Annotated in this window: 13 protein-coding genes; 6 read left to right on the top strand and 7 right to left on the bottom strand. The window is 70.6% G+C overall.

The features are described from left to right. Window positions 1–300: 300 nt before the first annotated feature. The 3 genes from WMF12_RS40315 to cysW are packed head-to-tail and all read left to right on the top strand — an operon-like array spanning window position 301 to window position 3,213. Window positions 301–1,359, top strand: coding sequence for a sulfate ABC transporter substrate-binding protein (locus tag WMF12_RS40315; protein WP_437853795.1), 1,059 nt, complete (start codon window positions 301–303; stop codon window positions 1,357–1,359). After that, the gene (locus WMF12_RS40310; RefSeq protein ID WP_437853793.1) at window positions 1,359–2,279 is read left to right on the top strand and encodes an ABC transporter permease subunit; all 921 of its coding nucleotides are present in this window, start codon (window positions 1,359–1,361) and stop codon (window positions 2,277–2,279) included. Before WMF12_RS40315 ends, WMF12_RS40310 begins: the two co-directional genes overlap by 1 nt. 31 nt (window positions 2,280–2,310) lie before the next feature. Next, complete coding sequence (cysW, locus tag WMF12_RS40305; protein WP_437853791.1) at window positions 2,311–3,213, top strand: sulfate ABC transporter permease subunit CysW; 903 nt, start codon at window positions 2,311–2,313, stop codon at window positions 3,211–3,213. On the opposite strand, the gene WMF12_RS40300 is transcribed toward cysW, so the two are convergent. From WMF12_RS40300 to WMF12_RS40285, 4 genes are all read right to left on the bottom strand, one after another. Next, window positions 3,179–4,165: an HvfC/BufC N-terminal domain-containing protein gene (locus WMF12_RS40300; RefSeq protein ID WP_437853786.1), complete on the bottom strand. Its 987-nt coding sequence runs from the start codon at window positions 4,163–4,165 to the stop codon at window positions 3,179–3,181. The genes cysW and WMF12_RS40300 overlap by 35 nt on opposite strands. Beyond that, window positions 4,162–5,022, bottom strand: coding sequence for a DUF692 domain-containing protein (locus WMF12_RS40295; RefSeq protein WP_437853784.1), 861 nt, complete (start codon window positions 5,020–5,022; stop codon window positions 4,162–4,164). The genes WMF12_RS40300 and WMF12_RS40295 overlap by 4 nt, the downstream gene beginning before the upstream one ends. Before the next feature lie 7 nt (window positions 5,023–5,029). Then, window positions 5,030–6,016 (bottom strand): c-type cytochrome, encoded by a 987-nt coding sequence (locus WMF12_RS40290; RefSeq protein WP_437853782.1) that lies wholly within the window; start codon window positions 6,014–6,016, stop codon window positions 5,030–5,032. Between the two features lie 196 nt (window positions 6,017–6,212). Then, a complete protein-coding gene (locus WMF12_RS40285) occupies window positions 6,213–6,866 on the bottom strand; it encodes a TetR/AcrR family transcriptional regulator (RefSeq protein ID WP_437853780.1) in 654 nt (217 codons plus the stop codon). Window positions 6,867–6,921: 55 nt separating this feature from the next. Here WMF12_RS40285 and WMF12_RS40280 point away from each other — a divergent pair, with 55 nt between their 5' ends. From WMF12_RS40280 to WMF12_RS40270, 3 genes are all read left to right on the top strand, one after another. Then, window positions 6,922–7,386, top strand: a complete 465-nt coding sequence (locus WMF12_RS40280) for a methyltransferase family protein (protein WP_437853778.1) — start codon at window positions 6,922–6,924, stop codon at window positions 7,384–7,386. 129 nt (window positions 7,387–7,515) lie between these two features. Next, window positions 7,516–8,307 (top strand): hypothetical protein, encoded by a 792-nt coding sequence (locus WMF12_RS40275; protein WP_437853776.1) that lies wholly within the window; start codon window positions 7,516–7,518, stop codon window positions 8,305–8,307. 75 nt (window positions 8,308–8,382) lie between these two features. Continuing rightward, window positions 8,383–9,372 (top strand): DsbA family protein, encoded by a 990-nt coding sequence (locus WMF12_RS40270; RefSeq protein WP_437853766.1) that lies wholly within the window; start codon window positions 8,383–8,385, stop codon window positions 9,370–9,372. 127 nt (window positions 9,373–9,499) lie between these two features. Here the strand turns inward: WMF12_RS40270 and WMF12_RS40265 are convergent, their stop codons facing one another. The 3 genes from WMF12_RS40265 to WMF12_RS40255 form a co-directional block, all read right to left on the bottom strand. Then, entirely contained in the window at window positions 9,500–10,228 is a 729-nt protein-coding gene (locus tag WMF12_RS40265) for an Hsp20/alpha crystallin family protein (RefSeq protein ID WP_437853764.1), read from the bottom strand. Between the two features lie 237 nt (window positions 10,229–10,465). Then, the gene (locus WMF12_RS40260) at window positions 10,466–10,774 is read right to left on the bottom strand and encodes a response regulator (RefSeq protein ID WP_437742046.1); all 309 of its coding nucleotides are present in this window, start codon (window positions 10,772–10,774) and stop codon (window positions 10,466–10,468) included. 65 nt (window positions 10,775–10,839) lie between these two features. Beyond that, window positions 10,840–16,278 carry an AAA family ATPase gene (locus tag WMF12_RS40255; protein ID WP_437853762.1) on the bottom strand — a complete coding sequence of 1,813 codons (5,439 nt, stop codon included), beginning with the start codon at window positions 16,276–16,278 and terminating at the stop codon, window positions 10,840–10,842. Window positions 16,279–16,322: the final 44 nt, after the last annotated feature.

The following is a 16,322-nucleotide window of genomic DNA, read 5'->3' as shown; positions in this document are numbered from 1 at the left end:
CCCGCTTCGGATACGGGCCCACCTCGGCGTTTTCGGTGCTCAGCGCACAGGAGTGCGCTTGCGCGCCGAAAACGCCGATCTGGGCCCGTCTCCTGTGCGGGTGACCGCCGCTCTGCTCTGCATGTATGACCGCCGCTCTGCTCTGCACGTAGCAGAGGTGGGCGGAAACCGCTGTAGATCGACGAGGATGAGCGGCCGGAGGCCGTCGCCCGCGCCGCCGGGACGCGCGGGCGCACTCGTCGCGACAAGCGCCTTGTTCGGCGGTAGAGTGGCCGCCGTTCCCCCCGGAGGCGACGATCGATGAAGACAGCCCTGCTCCGTTCCGCGCTCGCGCTGGGCACCCTGCTCCTGGCCGCCGCCGGGTGCGAGGAGAAGACGACGGCGACCGCGCCCGACGCGAGCGCGGAAGGCCGGGTCGCGAAGCTCTCGGTCGCATCCTATGACCCCACCCGCGAGCTCTACCAGGAGCTCAATCCGGCGTTCGAGCGGTGGTACAAGCAGACGACCGGCAGGGACGTCGACGTGGAGACCGATCACGGCCCGTCGGGCAAGCAGGCGCGCGACATCGCGGCCGGCAAGGAGACGGACGTCGCCGCCCTGTCGGTCGACTTCGATATCGACACCATCGCCAAGGCGGGCCTGCTCCCCGCGACATGGCGGGAGCGCCTGCCGAACGGCTCGGTGCCGTACACGTCCGCCGTCATCTTCCTGGTCCGCAAGGGCAACCCCAAGCAGGTGAAGGGCTGGGAGGACCTCGCGCGACCCGAGGTCGTGGCGCTGTGCCCGGATCCGAAGACCGGCGGCGGGGCTCGGTGGATTTACCTGTCGACCTGGGCGCACGCCGCGCGCAAGGCGAAGGCCGAGGGCCGGACGGACGCGGAGGCCGCGGCGCGCGAGTTCACGGCGAAGGTCTATGACGACGCCATCCTCGACCCGGCCATGCGCGGCTCGTCGACCCGCTTCATCGTGCAGCGCACGGGCGACGTCCTCTTCGGCTGGGAGAACGAGATCCTCCAGATCGCGGCCGATCCGGCCACGGCCGACCAGTTCGAGGTCGTCGTCCCCTCGGACTCGATCACGATCGAGGTCCCCCTCGCGGTCGTCGACAAGGTCGCCGAGCGGCACGGCGTCAAGGACGTCGCCGAGGCGTACGTCCAGTTCCACTTCTCCGACGAGGGCCAGGAGCTCATCGCGAAGCGCTACAACCGCCCGTACAGCGAGGCGATCGCGACGAAGCACGCGGAGCGGCTCAGGCCGCTCTCGCTGTTCCGGTTCAAGGACCATTTCAGCGACTGGCCGACCGTGATGAACGTCCACTTCAGCCAGGGGGCCGAGCTCGACAAGATGCGGAAGAAGTGATGTCGCGCCGCGCGCGCGTGCTCCCTGGGCTCTCGCTCTCGCTGGGCGTCACGGTGCTCTACCTGAGCCTCGTGGTCCTCTTGCCGCTCTCCGCGCTGTTCCTGAAGACGGCGGAGCTCGGGTGGGAGCGGTTCTTCGGGGTGATCACGAGCGGCTGGGTCGCCTCGGCCGTGCGGTTCACGCTGGGCGCCTCGCTCGTCGCCGCGCTCCTCAACGTCGTCGTCGGCCTGCTCATCGCGTGGGTGCTCGGCCGGTACACGTTCCCGCTCGCGCGCGTGATCGACGCGGTGATCGACCTGCCCTTCGCGCTGCCCACGGCCGTGGCTGGCATCGCGCTCTCGACGCTGTACGCCGAGAGCGGTCTGCTCGGCGGGTGGCTCTCCGGGCTGGGTTTCCGGTATCCGTGGCCCGCGTGGCGGGGGTTCGCGCACGGCGGGTGGCGCGAGTTGCCGATCGAGTGGACGGTGTACGACAGGATCTCCCTGGCGCCGCTCGGGGTGGTGATCGCGATGGCCTTCGTCGGGCTGCCGTTCGTCGTGCGCACGGTGCAGCCGGTGATCGAGGACCTGAGCCGGGACGTCGAGGAGGCGGCGGCGACGCTCGGCGCCGGCCGGTTCCAGATCTTCCGCGCCGTCGTCTTGCCCGAGCTCGCGCCGGCGCTCCTCACGGGGTTCGCGCTGGCGCTCGCGCGCGGCCTCGGCGAGTACGGGTCGGTGATCTTCATCTCGGGCAATCGGCCGGACACCGAGATCGCGTCCCAGGTGATCATCAAGATGATCGAGGTGAACGAGACTGGCACCTACGCCGACGCGACGGCGGTCGCGGTCCTGCTCCTCGCGGCGTCCTTCGCGCTCCTCCTCGCGATCAACCTGCTCCAGCGCGCCGCCGCGCGCGCCCACGCAGGCAGGGCGGCGGGCTGACCGCCCGCGGCCGGCGGACCCGAGGCACGAGATGCTCGCCGCGCGCTCCCGGGCAGGCAAGGCGGTCTCCGCCGAGGGCGGCGGCGCGCGCTGGCTGCTGATCGGCCTGTGCGTGGCGCTCGTCGGCGTGTTCCTCGTCCTCCCGCTGGGGGTGGTGTTCTGGCACGCCTTCAGCGAGGGGCTGAGGGCCTACGGACAGGCGGTCTTCGACCGCGCGACGTTCCACGCGGTGAAGCTCACGCTCTTCACCACGGCCATCGCGGTGCCGCTCAACACGCTCTTCGGCGTCGCGGCGGCGTGGGCCGTCGCCAAGTTCGAGTTCCGGGGCAAGAGCCTGCTCGTCACGCTGATCGATCTGCCGTTCTCGACCTCACCGGTGGTCGCCGGCCTGTGCTTCGTCCTGCTCTTCGGGGCGAACGGGTTCTTCGGCGCGTTCGTGAACAGGACCTATGCGGTGAGCCTCGGGTTCACGAGCCTCGAGGTCTCCACCCGGGTCATCTTCGCCCTTCCTGGCATCGTGCTCGCCACGGTGTTCATCACGTTCCCGTTCGTCGCGCGAGAGCTCATCCCGCTGATGCAGGCCCAGGGGACCGAGGAGGAGCAGGTCGCCCGCGTCCTCGGCGCGAACGGATGGCAGATCTTCTGGCGCGTCACGCTGCCCAACATCCGCTGGGGCCTCCTGTATGGCGTCATCCTGTGCACCGCCAGGGCGATGGGCGAGTTCGGCGCCGTGTACGTGGTCTCGTCGGGCTCGTCCGATCAGGTGACGCTGCCGCTCCACGTGGAGCGCGTCTACTACGCCAACATGGTCCGCGTCGTGCCCGCGTTCGCCGTCGCCAGCCTCCTCGCCGGCGTGTCGGTGATCACGCTGGGCGTGAAGGCGGCGGTGGAGTGGCGGTTCAAGGGCGAGCTGAAGAAGACGGACCGCGGCTAGCGGTCCCGACGCCGGCGAGGCCCGTCCACCAGCCGCTCGAGAGGGCGAGCGCGATCCAGCCCTGCAGATTTGCCCGCAGCTGCGCTGCTTCCACCGCCGTACAGCCCTGCTCGACGGCGGCAAGGGCCTGCCCGAACGGCAGCTCCCGGCAGCGCTCGAGCAGGCGGGCGAACAGCGGATCCACCGAGGTCGTGGTCGTGCCGGCGGCGCTCCGGGCGAAGACCCACGCGCGGGTGGACGCGTGGCGACGCCTCGCGTCCAGGGGGCCCTCGTCCAGATCGCCGCCCGCGAGCCGCGAGAAGCGCGCGAGGTCCCAGTCCTCGTGGGTCAGCGTGAAGGAGACCGCGAAGCGCAGCCGCGCCTCGGCCAGCGTGGCGAGCTCCTCCGGCGTCGGCCGCCACAGGCCCTCGAACGGCGACTCGCAGGCGAGCCGCTCCGCCTCGTCCATGCGCAGCGCCTGGCGGACCATCGCGAGCGGCGCCCTGGAGAGCTCGATCCGCCGGCGCCACGCGTCCTCGTGCCCGCGCGCCGGGCGCTCCGGTTGGCGACCGCGGCGCGCGCCGTCAGGGCCGCGCAGCGCGCCGCGGAGCCGCTCGGCGAACCCGCACGAGCTCTTGTCGATATCGATGTGACGGGGCGGGCACGCCTCGAGGTGCAGCGCGGCCAGGTGATTGAAGTGCCAGCAGCCGATCGCCCGCGACACGCGGGGGAAGCTCGTCTGCAGGCCGGTGAACAGGCGCATCCAGTACTGACGGTGATAGATCGCGAGCCGCTCCGCCGGCGCGAGGCCCCCGGGGCCGCCCTTCACCTGCGCCACGAGCCCCGCGGGATACCGCTCCTGCCGCTCCCGGAACCGGCCCGCGCTCGAGTCGAGCGGCGCTCGGAGGACGGCGGTGAAGTCGCGCTGGAGCTCCCGCAGCCAGCCCGGAGGATCTCCACCTTTCGGGCTCATGGCGATCGCACCTGCCGCGCTTTGTCGAGCTCCGCGAGCGCGATGTGCAAGGGTGGGATCTCCGCGTCCCACTCGAGGAGCGTCGGGAAAGGGCCGCCCCGGCGCCACGCCTCCTCGTAGAGAGACCATACCTCGTCGCACACCGGACGATCGTGGGTGTCGTGCCGCAGGCCCGAGGGCAACACCTGGTGGCCGGCCAGGTGGACCTGCAAGACCCGGTGCCAGGGCACGCCGTCGAGGTACTCGCGCGGATTGAACCCGTGGTTCTCGCTGGAGACAAAGACGTTGTTGATGTCCAGCATGCACCAGCAGCCGGACTCCTCGATCACGCGGCGATAGAACTCCCACTCAGGCATCGTGTCGCGCTCCCACCCGACGTAGGAAGACAGGTTCTCGATGCCGAACGGGACGCCGAGCGCCTCCTGGACCTCGAACGCCCGGCCGGCGGCGTACGGGATCAGCTCCGGATCGTACGGCGCCGGCAGGAGGTCGTGGTGCGTCACGCCCTCGAACGCCGTCCAGCAGAGGTGATCCGTGAAATAGGGGATCCGGAGCTCCTGGATCAGATCCTTGAGCCGGGACAGGTGATCCCGGTCGAGGGGGGCTTCGCCGAGCAGGTTCAGCGAGACGCCGTGGGCGACGATCGGAGTGCGCTCGGCGATGCGCCGGAGCCGCTCCCGGGGCAGCGGCGACGCGCCGAGGTAGTTCTCCGCGATGATCTCGAAGAAGCCCAGCGGGGGCCGGAGCCGCTCGATCGCGTCGTAGTGCGGCGGGCGCAGCCCGAGGCCGAGCGCGCCTCGCGGGAGCGCACGCGCCATGGGCGCCTGGCTGCCGGCCGGGCCTCGCGGCGCGCTCATCGGCGGCTTAGTTGCTCGGCTCGATGGGGTCGGCTGGCGCCATCGGGTCGAAGCTTTTGCCCTCGGGCGTCAGGGTACGCAGGTAGGCGATCAGCCGATCGATCTCAGCGAGCGAGAGCAGGTGGTAGGAGCCGGGCATGTTCGAGTAGGCGTAGCCTTCGGGGTGGACGCCGTCGATCCCGAACGCGATGATGGACTGCAGGTAGAGATCCGAGCGGCGCTCCCAGAACTCGGCGACGTAGGTGGCCATGTCCTCGGTGGGCCGCACCTTCACGCCGAACGAGCCCGCCGAGCCGGAGTGGCAGTGGTCGCACGTCGCCGCCTTGAACGCCGCGGGGCCGTCTCGATCCTGATCCTCGGCGGTCTCCACGCAGCTCCAGCCCGAGCATCCGTTCATGGCGCGGCAGGTATGCTCGTAAAGCTCGTTCCAGGACTGGTAGACCATGCCGCGGCAGCTGTTCGAGTGGCTGCAGGATGAATTGATCTGGACCACGCCGGGGCGCGCGGGGCCCGTCAGCGACGCGGACTTGGCGCACGCCGCGGCGAACTCGGCGAGCGAGATCTGGCCGTCGCCGTCCTCGTCCATGAGGTCGATCGCGTCCACCAGGTCGGGCTCCGGGCCAGCGTTCCATACGAGCGTCTTGACCGGCGCGTCGGACTTGTCGCAGTTCGAGTCGACGTTATCGAGATTGCGCTCCTCGGCGTCGGGGTGGACGGTGTTGTTGAAGTCGTCGCAGTCGCCCTCGCGCGGGGTGAAGCCGTCCCTGTCGTGGTCGCTGTCCTCGTCATCCACGGGCTCGCCGCCGCCGCCCGCGCCAGAGCCGGTCACGGCGGGCTCCTCGCCGCCGGAGCCGCCGGTCCCGGCGGGAGACTCGCCGCCGCCGCCGCCGGACCCAGCCGGCGTCACAGCTTCGTCGTCGCCGCAGCCTGGAGCAAAGGCGGTGAAGCTGGCGAGCGCCAGCGCAAGCAAGGTGGATCTCGGCGATTGGGTCATGGCGGTCGTCGTGCCTCCGAAGGAACGCGCAGGGCCCCCTTGCTGGCTGCCCGGCGCACGACCTGTGGCACGGCTGCCGTGCGCGGAATATGCGGCAAGTTGTCGCGGGCCCGTCGTCCACCGGACGGATCGTCGCTGCACAGGCTGGCGTCCCGCGTGGCTCCCGCGTCCGCGCCGCGAGGAAGGGGCATCGCGTCTATGGCCGGTCCGCGGGGCTCGCCGCCCGCGTTGATGTTGCGCCGACGGTGAGATAGCCCATGAGCGCGTCGGTGATCGCCCGCCGGAGCGCGCCGTCGTCGACGCCCGCGGGCGGATCGAGGGCCGCTGCGTGGACGAGCTCCTCGAACATGCGCAGGACAACGTAGGTGGCGAGATCGAGATCCGGCTGGACGATCTCCGAACCGTGGCGCGACAGCAGCCGCCGGGTGCAATCGACGACCGCCCGGCTGGCCGCGCTCAGCGTGCGCTGTTGCTCCAGCGTCGGGAGGTCGGCGTGGAGGAGCCGTTGCAGCCGCGGCTCCGACCGGTGGAGCTCGAGGCTCCTCTCGACGAGCGCCTCCGTCGCTCCGCGCAGCGAGACGCCGTCGGCCGCCGCGTCCACCTGCTCGACGAGCCGCAGCATGTGGCGCACGTGGCGCTCGTGCAGCGCGGTGACGAGGGCGTCCTTGTTCGGGAAGTACTGGTACACCGACCCGACGCTCACCCCTGCGACCTTGGCGACCTGGTTCGTGTTCGCCCCGTCGTAGCCGTGCGCGTCGAAAACGCGAGCCGCGGCCTCGACGATGGTCTCCACGAGGAAGCGCGAGCGCTCCTGGCGAGGCTCTTTGCGCGGCTTTTCTGGGCGCTTCATCGTCTCTCCCGAACGCGAGTCTCCGCGTTTTGCCCTGTCGCTAGACTGGTGGGGCATGATCACCTCGAACGCACCCTCGCGCAATCTGCTCCCGCCGGTCCTGCTCCTCCTCGTGGTGGCGGTCATGTGGCTGACTCACGCCGTGCTGCCGTTCCCGCCGGTGCTCCCGGCGTCGACTCGCTGGCTCGGCGCCTTGCCGCTGGCGATCGGCGTCGTCATGGCGGTCGCGGCTCGGGCGCAGTTCGCGCGGGCCGCGACGGAGATCAACACCTTTGCCGAGCCCACGCGGCTCGTGACCGGCGGGCTGTTCCGGTGGTCCAGGAATCCGATGTACCTCGGGATGGGCCTCGCGGCCGCGGGCATGGCGGCGTTGAGCGGCGCGGCGACGTCGTTCCTGCTCGCGGCGGTCTTCGTCACGATCGTCGACCGCTGGTACATCGCGTTCGAGGAGCGGCGGCTGCGCGCCCGGTTCGGCGCTGCCTACGAGACCTACGCCCGGTCGACGCGGCGCTGGGTCTGACGGCGCGCGCCGCCGAGCAGCCATCCATCGCCGATCGCAGGAATGCGGCGCAGGATTCGAGCGCAGCGGCCGAATAGAAGGAAGCAAAAGAGGTTGCGAGCGCAGAAAGAACGAGGCGAGTATCGCCGGATGACAGGCATGCTTCGCGATGGGCTGCGGATCGTCTGCGCAACGGCCGTGGCGCTCACGGTGGCACCGGCGAGCGCCATGCAGCCTGCGTCCGGGGCCTCACCTGCGCCCGCTGCGCCGCCGAGCGGTCCGGCCGCGGCGCCGCCTGCGCCGGCTCCGGGCGGCGCCGCGGCAGCGCCCCTTCAGCCGCCGACGGCGCCAGGCGACGAAGGCGCGCCACCAGCCGGGGTTGCGCCGACCGGAGCTCCCCAGGCGCCCGCGCGGTGGACGACGAGCCCGGGTCCCTGGCAGCCCGGGAGCGCTCCTGGTCGCGAGCGATCCGAGCCGAAGCGCACCTGGTACGGCTGGCAGCACCTCCTCGTGCTCAGCGGGACCGTTGTGCTCGGGCCCCTCGCTGCCATCACGGAGAACGAGGTGTTCGGCTGGATGGCCGCCGGCTCCGTCACGCTCGGCGGCCCGGTCACCCACTGGGCCAACGGCCACCTCGGCATGGGCTTCGTCAGCCTCGGCCTCAACGCCGGCTGCACGATCGGCGGCGGCCTGATCGGCGCGGCCATCGGCAGCGCCTCGGACGCCGGCGACTGGAGCGCGCTCGGGGGCCTGTACATCGGCGGCGGCCTCGGGCTGATCACGGCCAACATCCTCGACGTCGCGCTCCTCGAGTACGAGGAGCAGCCCACGGCGGCCGAGACCTACGAGTACATCCGCCTCCGCCCGCCGCGGCTCCGGCTGGCGCCGCACGTCGCCCTCGCGCCGGGCGGCACCACCTTCGGCCTCCGCGGCGCCTTCTGAGGGGGCGGCGCCGGGCGCGCGCCTCGGGCGGCGCTTCGGCCTGGCCCGGCTGCGGCGGGGGTGTAGCATCCGCGCGTGTTCATTCCGAGATCAGGTGCACGACGGCTCGCGCTCGCCGCGCTCCTCGCGCTCGCCGCGCTCCCGGGTTGCGGCGGCGCGGAGCGGCAGGAACCCCAGTTCGCCGATTCCCCCGAGGTCCCGCTCCCCGGGCCCCCGGGCAGCTCCTCCGACGCGCCCGGCGGCGCGCCGGAGCAGCTGCCCGGCGTGGATACGACCGAGCTCGTCCGCCGCGAGCGCGATACCTGGTGGCAGCTCGTCTCGCAGCTCTACGCGCCGTGCCCCGATCAGGCGGTGTCGCTCGCGCAGTGCGTCCGCGAGTCGCGCGCCTGCGCGGCCTGCGCGCCCGCCGCGCAGCTCCTCGCCGACAAGATCCGCGGCGGCGCGAGCGGCGCGGAGGCCCAGGCCGCGTACGGCGTGAGGTTCGGTCCGAACGTGAAGCAGATCGACCTCGCCGACTCGCCCTCTCGCGGGCCGGAGCGCGCGTCGATCCAGATCGTCGTGTGGTCGGACTTCGAGTGCCCTTCCTGCGGGCGGGCGGTCCCGCACCTCGACGAGGTGGTCGAGCGCCACGCGCCGTACGTCAGGCTGATCCACAAGGTGTATCCGCTGCGATCGCACCCGCACGCCGACGCCGCGGCGCGCGCGGCCATCGCGGCGCACCGCCAGGGCCGCTACTGGCCGATGGAGCGCCTCCTGTTCGAGAACCAGCAGCGGCTCGAGGAGAAAGACCTGCTCGGCTACGCGCAGAAGGTCGGCCTCGACATGGCCCGGTTCCGCGCCGACATGGCGGGCGAGCCCGCCGCCCGGGTGGTCGCGCGCGACAAGGCCGAGGCCGACCGCGCCGGGCTCTCGGGGACGCCGTTCATCGTCATCAACGGGCGGGAGTTCGATCTGGCGCTGTTCAGCCTGCAGGGCGAGCTCGACCGGTGGATCGAGACCGAGCTCGCGATCCTCGGAGGGCGCGAGGCGGCGCCCGGGGGCGGCGCGCCGCGCGACGCAAAGTAGGGCCGCCGCGCGGCGTGGCCGGCGCGCGCGCCTGCGGGTCGCGCTCGGTCGACGATTGACCCCCTCCGCCGGGCGACACCGGGGCGACGGCGCGCCGCCGCCCCGGTGGGCCCCAGATCGAGATCGGCTAGCTGGGCCGGCTCTTCTCGGACATCTGGCCGCCGCCAGCGCTCGTCCCCTGCGAGGGCCCGCCGCTCTTGATCTCGACCGAGCGGCCGCGCTGCTGCTGCTGCGGCAGCTTCAGACAGACCTCGAGGACGCCGTTCTCGAACCTCGCGTCCACGTCGTCGGCCTGCACGCCCTCGGGCAGCGGGATGGCGCGCGTGAACGACCCGTAGCTGCGCTCGGTGTAGCTCACCCCCTCGCGCTGCTCCTGCAGCTCCTGCCGGCGCTCGCCCTCGATGATCAGGGTGTCGTCGCGGAGCTCCACCCGGATGTCGTCCTTGGTGACGCCGGGGAGATCGGCCTTGACCACGAGCTGACCGTTGCGCTCGCCCAGCTCGATGCGCGGCGACCAGAGGCCGCCCGCGAGGGACGAGAGACCCCGGCCGCCACCAGGCTCACCCATCGTGCGGCCCTGCCTGAACGGCGAGAGCAACCCTCCGAAGCCGAAGTCGTCGAACATGCGATCCATGTCCTCCATCATCCGGCTCATCATCGCGAACGGGTTGAAGACGCCGCCTGCCGCGCCGTACCGCCCCATCTGGCCGCCGCCCTGCTGACGCTGCAGCCCGGTGGACTGACCGCCGGCCCCCTGGGAAGGGGTCTGACCTGTCGCCTGGCTGCCGGGCTTGCCTTGCTGCGACTTGCTCACGGACACGTCCTGGCCTGTCGGCTGACGCTGCTGTTCCGCCATAAGAACCTCCTTTCTTGCGAACGTTGCCAACGTCGGACTTGCAAGTGTGGTGCCGTGTCGCGAGCGTGAACCAACGTAGATGACGTGGCCTGTCGACGCCGCGCCCGCTGGCCGTGTCCGCCATGGCGCGCCGCGCAGGCCGGCGCGGAGCGCCACACGGGCGCGCCGTCCTCGGCAGCGCGCGCCGGGGCCGAGCTCGCGCAGGCGCCGCTGCGCCCGGGAGCCCGGTGGAATCGCTCACCGCCACCCCGCCAGGATCTCCTCGAAGCGCTCCAGACTGCACGGCTTCTGCAGCACCGGACGGCTGAGATCGGACTCGCGCAACCCAGCTTTGCCATATCCGGTCAGGAAGACGAACGGGATGCCTCGCTCGCTCAGGATGTCGGCCACCGGATAGACCTTCTCGCCGGCGATGTTGACGTCCAGGCTCGCCCCGTCGATCTCGGCGGCGCGGGCCAGGCGCGTCGCGTCCTTCATGTTCAGCGCCGGGCCGATCACCACACAGCCGAGGTCGGTCAGGGCGTCTTCGAGGGACGAGGCGATCATGGGCTCGTCCTCGACGATGAGGACACGCAGCCCCTCCAGCCCACGTTCGCCTCCTGGGACCGGGTTCATCCTACGCCCACGCGCTCGAGGGGCAGGTCCATCACGCAACGTACGCCGCCAGGCAGGTAGTCGAGGCGCACCTCCGTGGCGAGCTGGCGCCCGAGATCGCGCTCGATCAGGCGTGAGCCGAAGCCCTTGCGGCGCGGCGGCCGGACAGGCGGTCCGTCCGTCTCCTGCCATTCCAGGTGGAGCAGGCGCTCGTGCGCCTGGGTGATCACGTCCCATGTGACCGCGACGTGGCCGGACGGCTGCGATAACGCTCCGTACTTGGCCGCGTTGCTCGCCAGCTCGTGAAAGACCATGCCGAGCGTCACCGCCGCCTCCGGGCGGAGGCGGACGTCCTGGCCGACCAGGCGGACGCGCTCGGCGTCGCCGTTGGCGTGCGGCGCCAGCTCGGAGCGGACGACGTCGTGGAGGTCGGCGCCCTGCCACGCGGTCTGGTTCAGGAGGTTGTGGGTCTGGGACAGGGCGAGCAACCGGGCGAGGAAGGCGCTCGTGAAGGCCTTGGGCGAGTCCGCCATGCGGAGCGTCTGCACGGCGATCGCCTGGACGATCGCCAGCGTGTTCTTCACCCGATGGTTCAGCTCGTTCATCAGGAGCTTCTGGCGCTCCTCCGCCTGCTTGCGCTCGGTCACGTCGAGGAAGAACGCCACCCCCTGGCTCTCCGACCCCTCGAACCGCGCGCCGCCGATCACCACCGGGACGCGGCCGCCGTCCTTTCGGAAATACTCCTTCTCCAGCGGCCCGAACTCACCCGTCATGCGGACCTGTTCGAGCGTCCGCTGGGTCGTCTCCTTGAACTCCGGCGGCGTGAGATCTGCCCAGCGGATGTTCCCCGAGGTCAGATCTTCACGGCTGTAGCCGAGCATGCACAGGAGCGCGTCGTTCGCGTCGATGACCCTGCCGTCGAGGTCCCAGACGGCGATCCCGATGATGTTGGAGTCCACCAGGCGCCGGATGCGCGCCTCTCTCTCCCGCAGCGCCAGCTCTGCCCGCCTGCGCTCGCCGTTCTCTTGCTGGAGCTGGGTGTAGAGGCGCGCGTTCTCCAGCGAGATGGCGGACTGGGAGGCCAGGAGCTCCAGCACCTCGATCCGATCCGCGGTGAAGGCGCGCGGGGTCAGGTTGTTCTCCAGGTAGAGCACGCCGACCAGCGTGCCCTGCTTCACCAGGGGGAGGCAGAGCACGGAGCGGGGGCGCCGCCCGCGCACGTAGGCGTCTTCCGAGTACAGGTTAGGCACGGCGGCGTCGTCCAGGATCACGCTCTCTCGCGTGCGGATGACGTACTGGAGGATGGCGGTGGGGAGATCGTTCGAGGTGACGGGCGTCTGGCGAAGGGTGACCTCGACCCGGCCGCGCCGGGTGACGACCTCGGCCTCGACGTCGTGCGCGGCGTGCGAGGCGCTCGACGCGCGGATCAGCAGCCCCCGCTCGGCGCCCGCGTGCTCGACCGCGATCGTCAGCAGGGCCTCGATCACCCGGTCGAGGTTCAGCTCGCCAGACACCGCCTGCGAGGCCCTGAGCATGGTCATGAAGTCGAGCCCCGGGCGAGCGCCGTGACCCACGGAGGCGCCGCGGACGTCGGCGCCTCCGTCCCGCGCGAGGTCGGTCCGCCTGCGCAGCGCCTCCGGCCCGAGCGCGTGCGGAAAGTCCCTCTCGAGGCGCAGCATCGGCCGCACGGCGCCCCAGCGCGCATAGAGCCTGTGCGCCTCGGTCATGTAGGCGCGCGCGACGAACGCCCTGCCCAGGTCGAGGTAGTGTCGAGCGCAGAGCTCGTTGGCCAGCGCCTCGTCGTGCAGGAAATGGCCCTCCCGCGCGGCCGCGATCCCCTGGTCGTAGAGGGCGCCCGCGCCCTCTCGCCGCTCGCTCCGGGCGACCTCGGCCTTCAGGATCAAGCTGCGGTGGCGGTGGCTCTCCGGGCCGAGCGCCGCCCACGACTCCACCTTGCGCGCGCAGTCCCCGAGCCTCGCGAGGTACGCCGCCCTGAGCGCGGGGGCGGCGGCGCACGCGGCCCGTGAGAACGAAAGCCCGCCGTAGAAATGATAACAAGGGCTCGCGTGCCACGCGGCGAGCATGCCGAGGCTGGCCGGATCGGTCGAGCCCCAGATCTCGGCCACCTCCTCGTACGCGCCCTGGAACACGCCGGCGTGGACCTTGAAGACGTTCACGAAGTAGAGCGACGCCCGGTTGTCGATGCTGCGGGCGGCCTCGGTGACCGCGTCGATGTCGACCCACGCCCCGCGCTTCCAGTCGCCCTCGTCCGGCGTGCTCAGGTATTCGCAGAGCTGCCCGACGGCCCCGACGATCCACGTGATCGCGTTGAACTTGTCGAGCTTGCAGAGCGGCAGATACAGCGTCGCCTCCTCGATGACGTCGTGGAGGTGCTCCCCCCGGAGGAGGCCGTTCATGCTCGCGTTGCACGCATTGTAGAAGGCCCAGATGTACTGCCCCGTCTCCATGCCGGCGTGGACGCCCTTGCGCAGGGACGCCTTCGATCTCTCGTAGGTATCCATCCAGTGCTGGACCCACGCTCCCCACATGTTGCACAGCATGGACTCGGACTTCGCGTCCGGGTGGCGCTCGTTCAGGCGGACCGCCGCCCGGCCGAACTCGTACCCCTTCTCGATGTCGAGCCCGGCGCACAGGAGCGTCCCGAAGTTCACGTAGGCGTAGATCGAGTTCCTCGAGATGCCATGGGTCAGCGAGTTCTGGAGCGCCTTCATCACCGTGATGCCGAAGTTGTTCGTGCCGAGCTGGTAGGTCGGCGAGAACATCTCCTGGAGCACGTCCTGCAGGGCGGCGATCTCGGGATCGTCGAGCGCGGGCAGATCGACGAGCGACGCGATCGGGCGGTCGCCGATCATCGCGATCGTCCGCTCCATCTCGGCCATGAGCGCGTCGTCGTCCGGATAAGGCGGCAGGTGGATGTCGTACGCCCCGAGCGCGGCGAGCCCCTCTTCCATGGCGGCGGGCAGGTCGTTCTTCAGGATCTCCACGTTCATCTTCAGGCGGCGCACCTCCGTCTTGTGGAGGCGCCCCACCGCTCTTTCGAAGGTCCCCGAGAGGGTGGAGAGCGCGTCGTCGTGGCGTCCGCAGAGCGACTCCAGGAGCCCCTTCTTCGTGTGGTAGGTGAAGGTCAGCTCGTACCTGGAGGTCCACGCGTCTCCGGGCAGCATGGATATGCCATGTTCCAGGTACCCGAGGGCCGCGGTGAAGGCCGACGACTCCTGGGCGCGCCCGGCCGCCTGGAGGTTGAGCCTGGCCGATTCCATGCGCTCTTCCGGCGCGCGGATCAGACCGCCGGCGCTGTTCAGGTGATTGACGACGTCGAACAGATCGCGCCCCTCGTCGGAGCGCGGCTTGCCGAGCAGGAGCTTCCCGATCCGGTAGTGAAACGCCGGCCTGTCTCCCTCCGGGATCAGCGAGTACGCGGCCTCCTGGATCTTGTCGTGCGCGAATCGAACCTGCTCGTCCGCGCTCACGATCAGGCCCTCGGCGAGGGCGTGGTCGAGGCTCGCGTACGTCTCGTCGGGGGGCCGCTCGCTGACGGTGTTCAGGACATCCATCTCGAACGTGTTGCCGATCGCCGAAGCCAGCCGGAGCACCCGCTGCGTCGCCTGCGGCAGGCGCCGGATGGTCTCCGCCATGAGGCTCAGGACGTTATCGGTGCACTCCAGCCGCTCGATCTGGCGCAGGTCCCAGCGCCAGCCCGCCGGTGGATCGAAGACCAGCGCCTTCGTGTCGTAGAGGTGCCGCATGAACTGCTTCACGAAGAACGGGTTGCCCCCGGTCTTCTTCAGGATCGCGCCCGCGAGCGCCTCTCCGCAGCCTGTCTGCAGGCTGTCGTTGATGAGCTCGGTCAGGTGCGCGAGGCCGAGGGGCGCGAGGACGATGTCGCGCGCCTCGAGGCCGCCCTTCGTGAGCTGCTCCAGGGCGACGAGGAAGGGGTGGGTCGGGCTCACCTCGTTGTCGCGGTAAGCGCCGCAGAAGAAGAGCGACTCCACGTCCTCTCTCGCGAGGACGCTCGTGAGCAGGCTCAGGCTGGCCGAGTCCACCCACTGTAGATCGTCGAGGAAGATGGCCAGCGGGTGGGCGTGCCGGGCGAAGACGGACACGAAGTTGTGGAAGTAGAGGATGAAGCGGTTCTGGGCCTCGACCGGGCCGAGCGCGGGGACGGGCGGCTGCTCGCCGATGAGGTGCTTGAGCGACGGGAGGACGTCGCAGATCACCTGTCCATTGGTCCCGAGGGCGCCCAGGATGGCGTCCCGCCACCGCGTGATCCGCTCCTCGCTCTCGGAGAGGAGCTGCCTGACGAGCGTGTCGAACGCGTGGACGATGGCGCTGTAGGGCGTGTCGCGGTTGTACTGATCGTACTTCCCGCTGATGTAATAGCCCTTCTCGCGCACCAGCGGCTTCAAGATCTCCTGGACCAGCGACGACTTGCCGATGCCCGAATAGCCCGAGACGAGGACGATCGTGCGCTTGCCCCGCAGCACGTCGTCGAACGCGTCGACGAGCTTCCGGATGTCTCCTTCGCGGCCGTAGAGCTTCTGGGGGAGCCGGAAGAGGTCTCTCCTGTCGTGGCGGCCAGGGCTGAACGCTCCTATCTGGCCGCCGCGCTGCCATCGCGCTCGGATCTCCTCCAGATCGGCCCTCAGCCCCTCGGCGCACTGGTAGCGGTCCTCGGCGTTCTTGCTGAGGAGCTTCATCGTGACGGCGGAGAGCGCGTCGGGCACCTCCGGGTCGAGCTCCGAGGGGGCGACGGGCGTCACGGCGATGTGGGCGTGCATCAGCTCGAGGGGGTCGAGCGCCTCGAACGGCCTTCGCCCCGCGAGCATCTCGTAGAGGACGACGCCGAACGAGTACATGTCGGTGCGGTAATCCACGCTCCGGTTCATGCGGCCGGTCTGCTCCGGCGATGTATAGGGGAGCACCTTCGAGAGGACGCGGCGGCAATAGAGCTCCTCCTTCTCGCGCGTCACGATGGACTCCACGCCGAAGCCCGTGAGCTTCACCTGACCGTCCTCTCCGAGCAGGATGTTCGGGGGCCTCACATCGCCATGGATGAGGCCATGGCGATGGATGTCGGCCAGGGCCTCGGCCACGGGGATCAAGACGTCCAGCGACGCGCGGACGCCCAGCTTGCAGGCCGTCCTCGCGGACAGCGCGGCGCCCGGGAAATACTCGGTGACGAGCGCCAGCCCGTCCTCGTGCTCCTCGACGGCGTACACCTTGACGACCCTCGCCGAGTCGACCTGCCGTATCGCGCGGTAGGCGTGCCTGAAGCGCATGATATCGCCGGCGCGGGCGTAATCGGTGTGCAGCATCCTGATCGCCACGTCGATGCCGTCGGCGTCCCGATGGGCTCGATACGTGGTGGAGCCCGGGCCCTCGCCGGTCTTCGCGGTGACGTGATACCCCTTGAGCTGGGCTGTGCCTGGACGCACCGAGCGCGCGCGCCCAGGCTCGACGGAGCGAGCCTCCTGGGCAG

The organism is Sorangium sp. So ce363 (genome assembly GCF_051520435.1).
Taxonomy (GTDB): domain Bacteria; phylum Myxococcota_A; class Polyangia; order Polyangiales; family Polyangiaceae; genus Sorangium; species Sorangium cellulosum_B.
The sequence above is the reverse complement of the archived record's forward strand: the minus strand, read 5'-3'. Positions and strand labels throughout refer to the sequence as shown.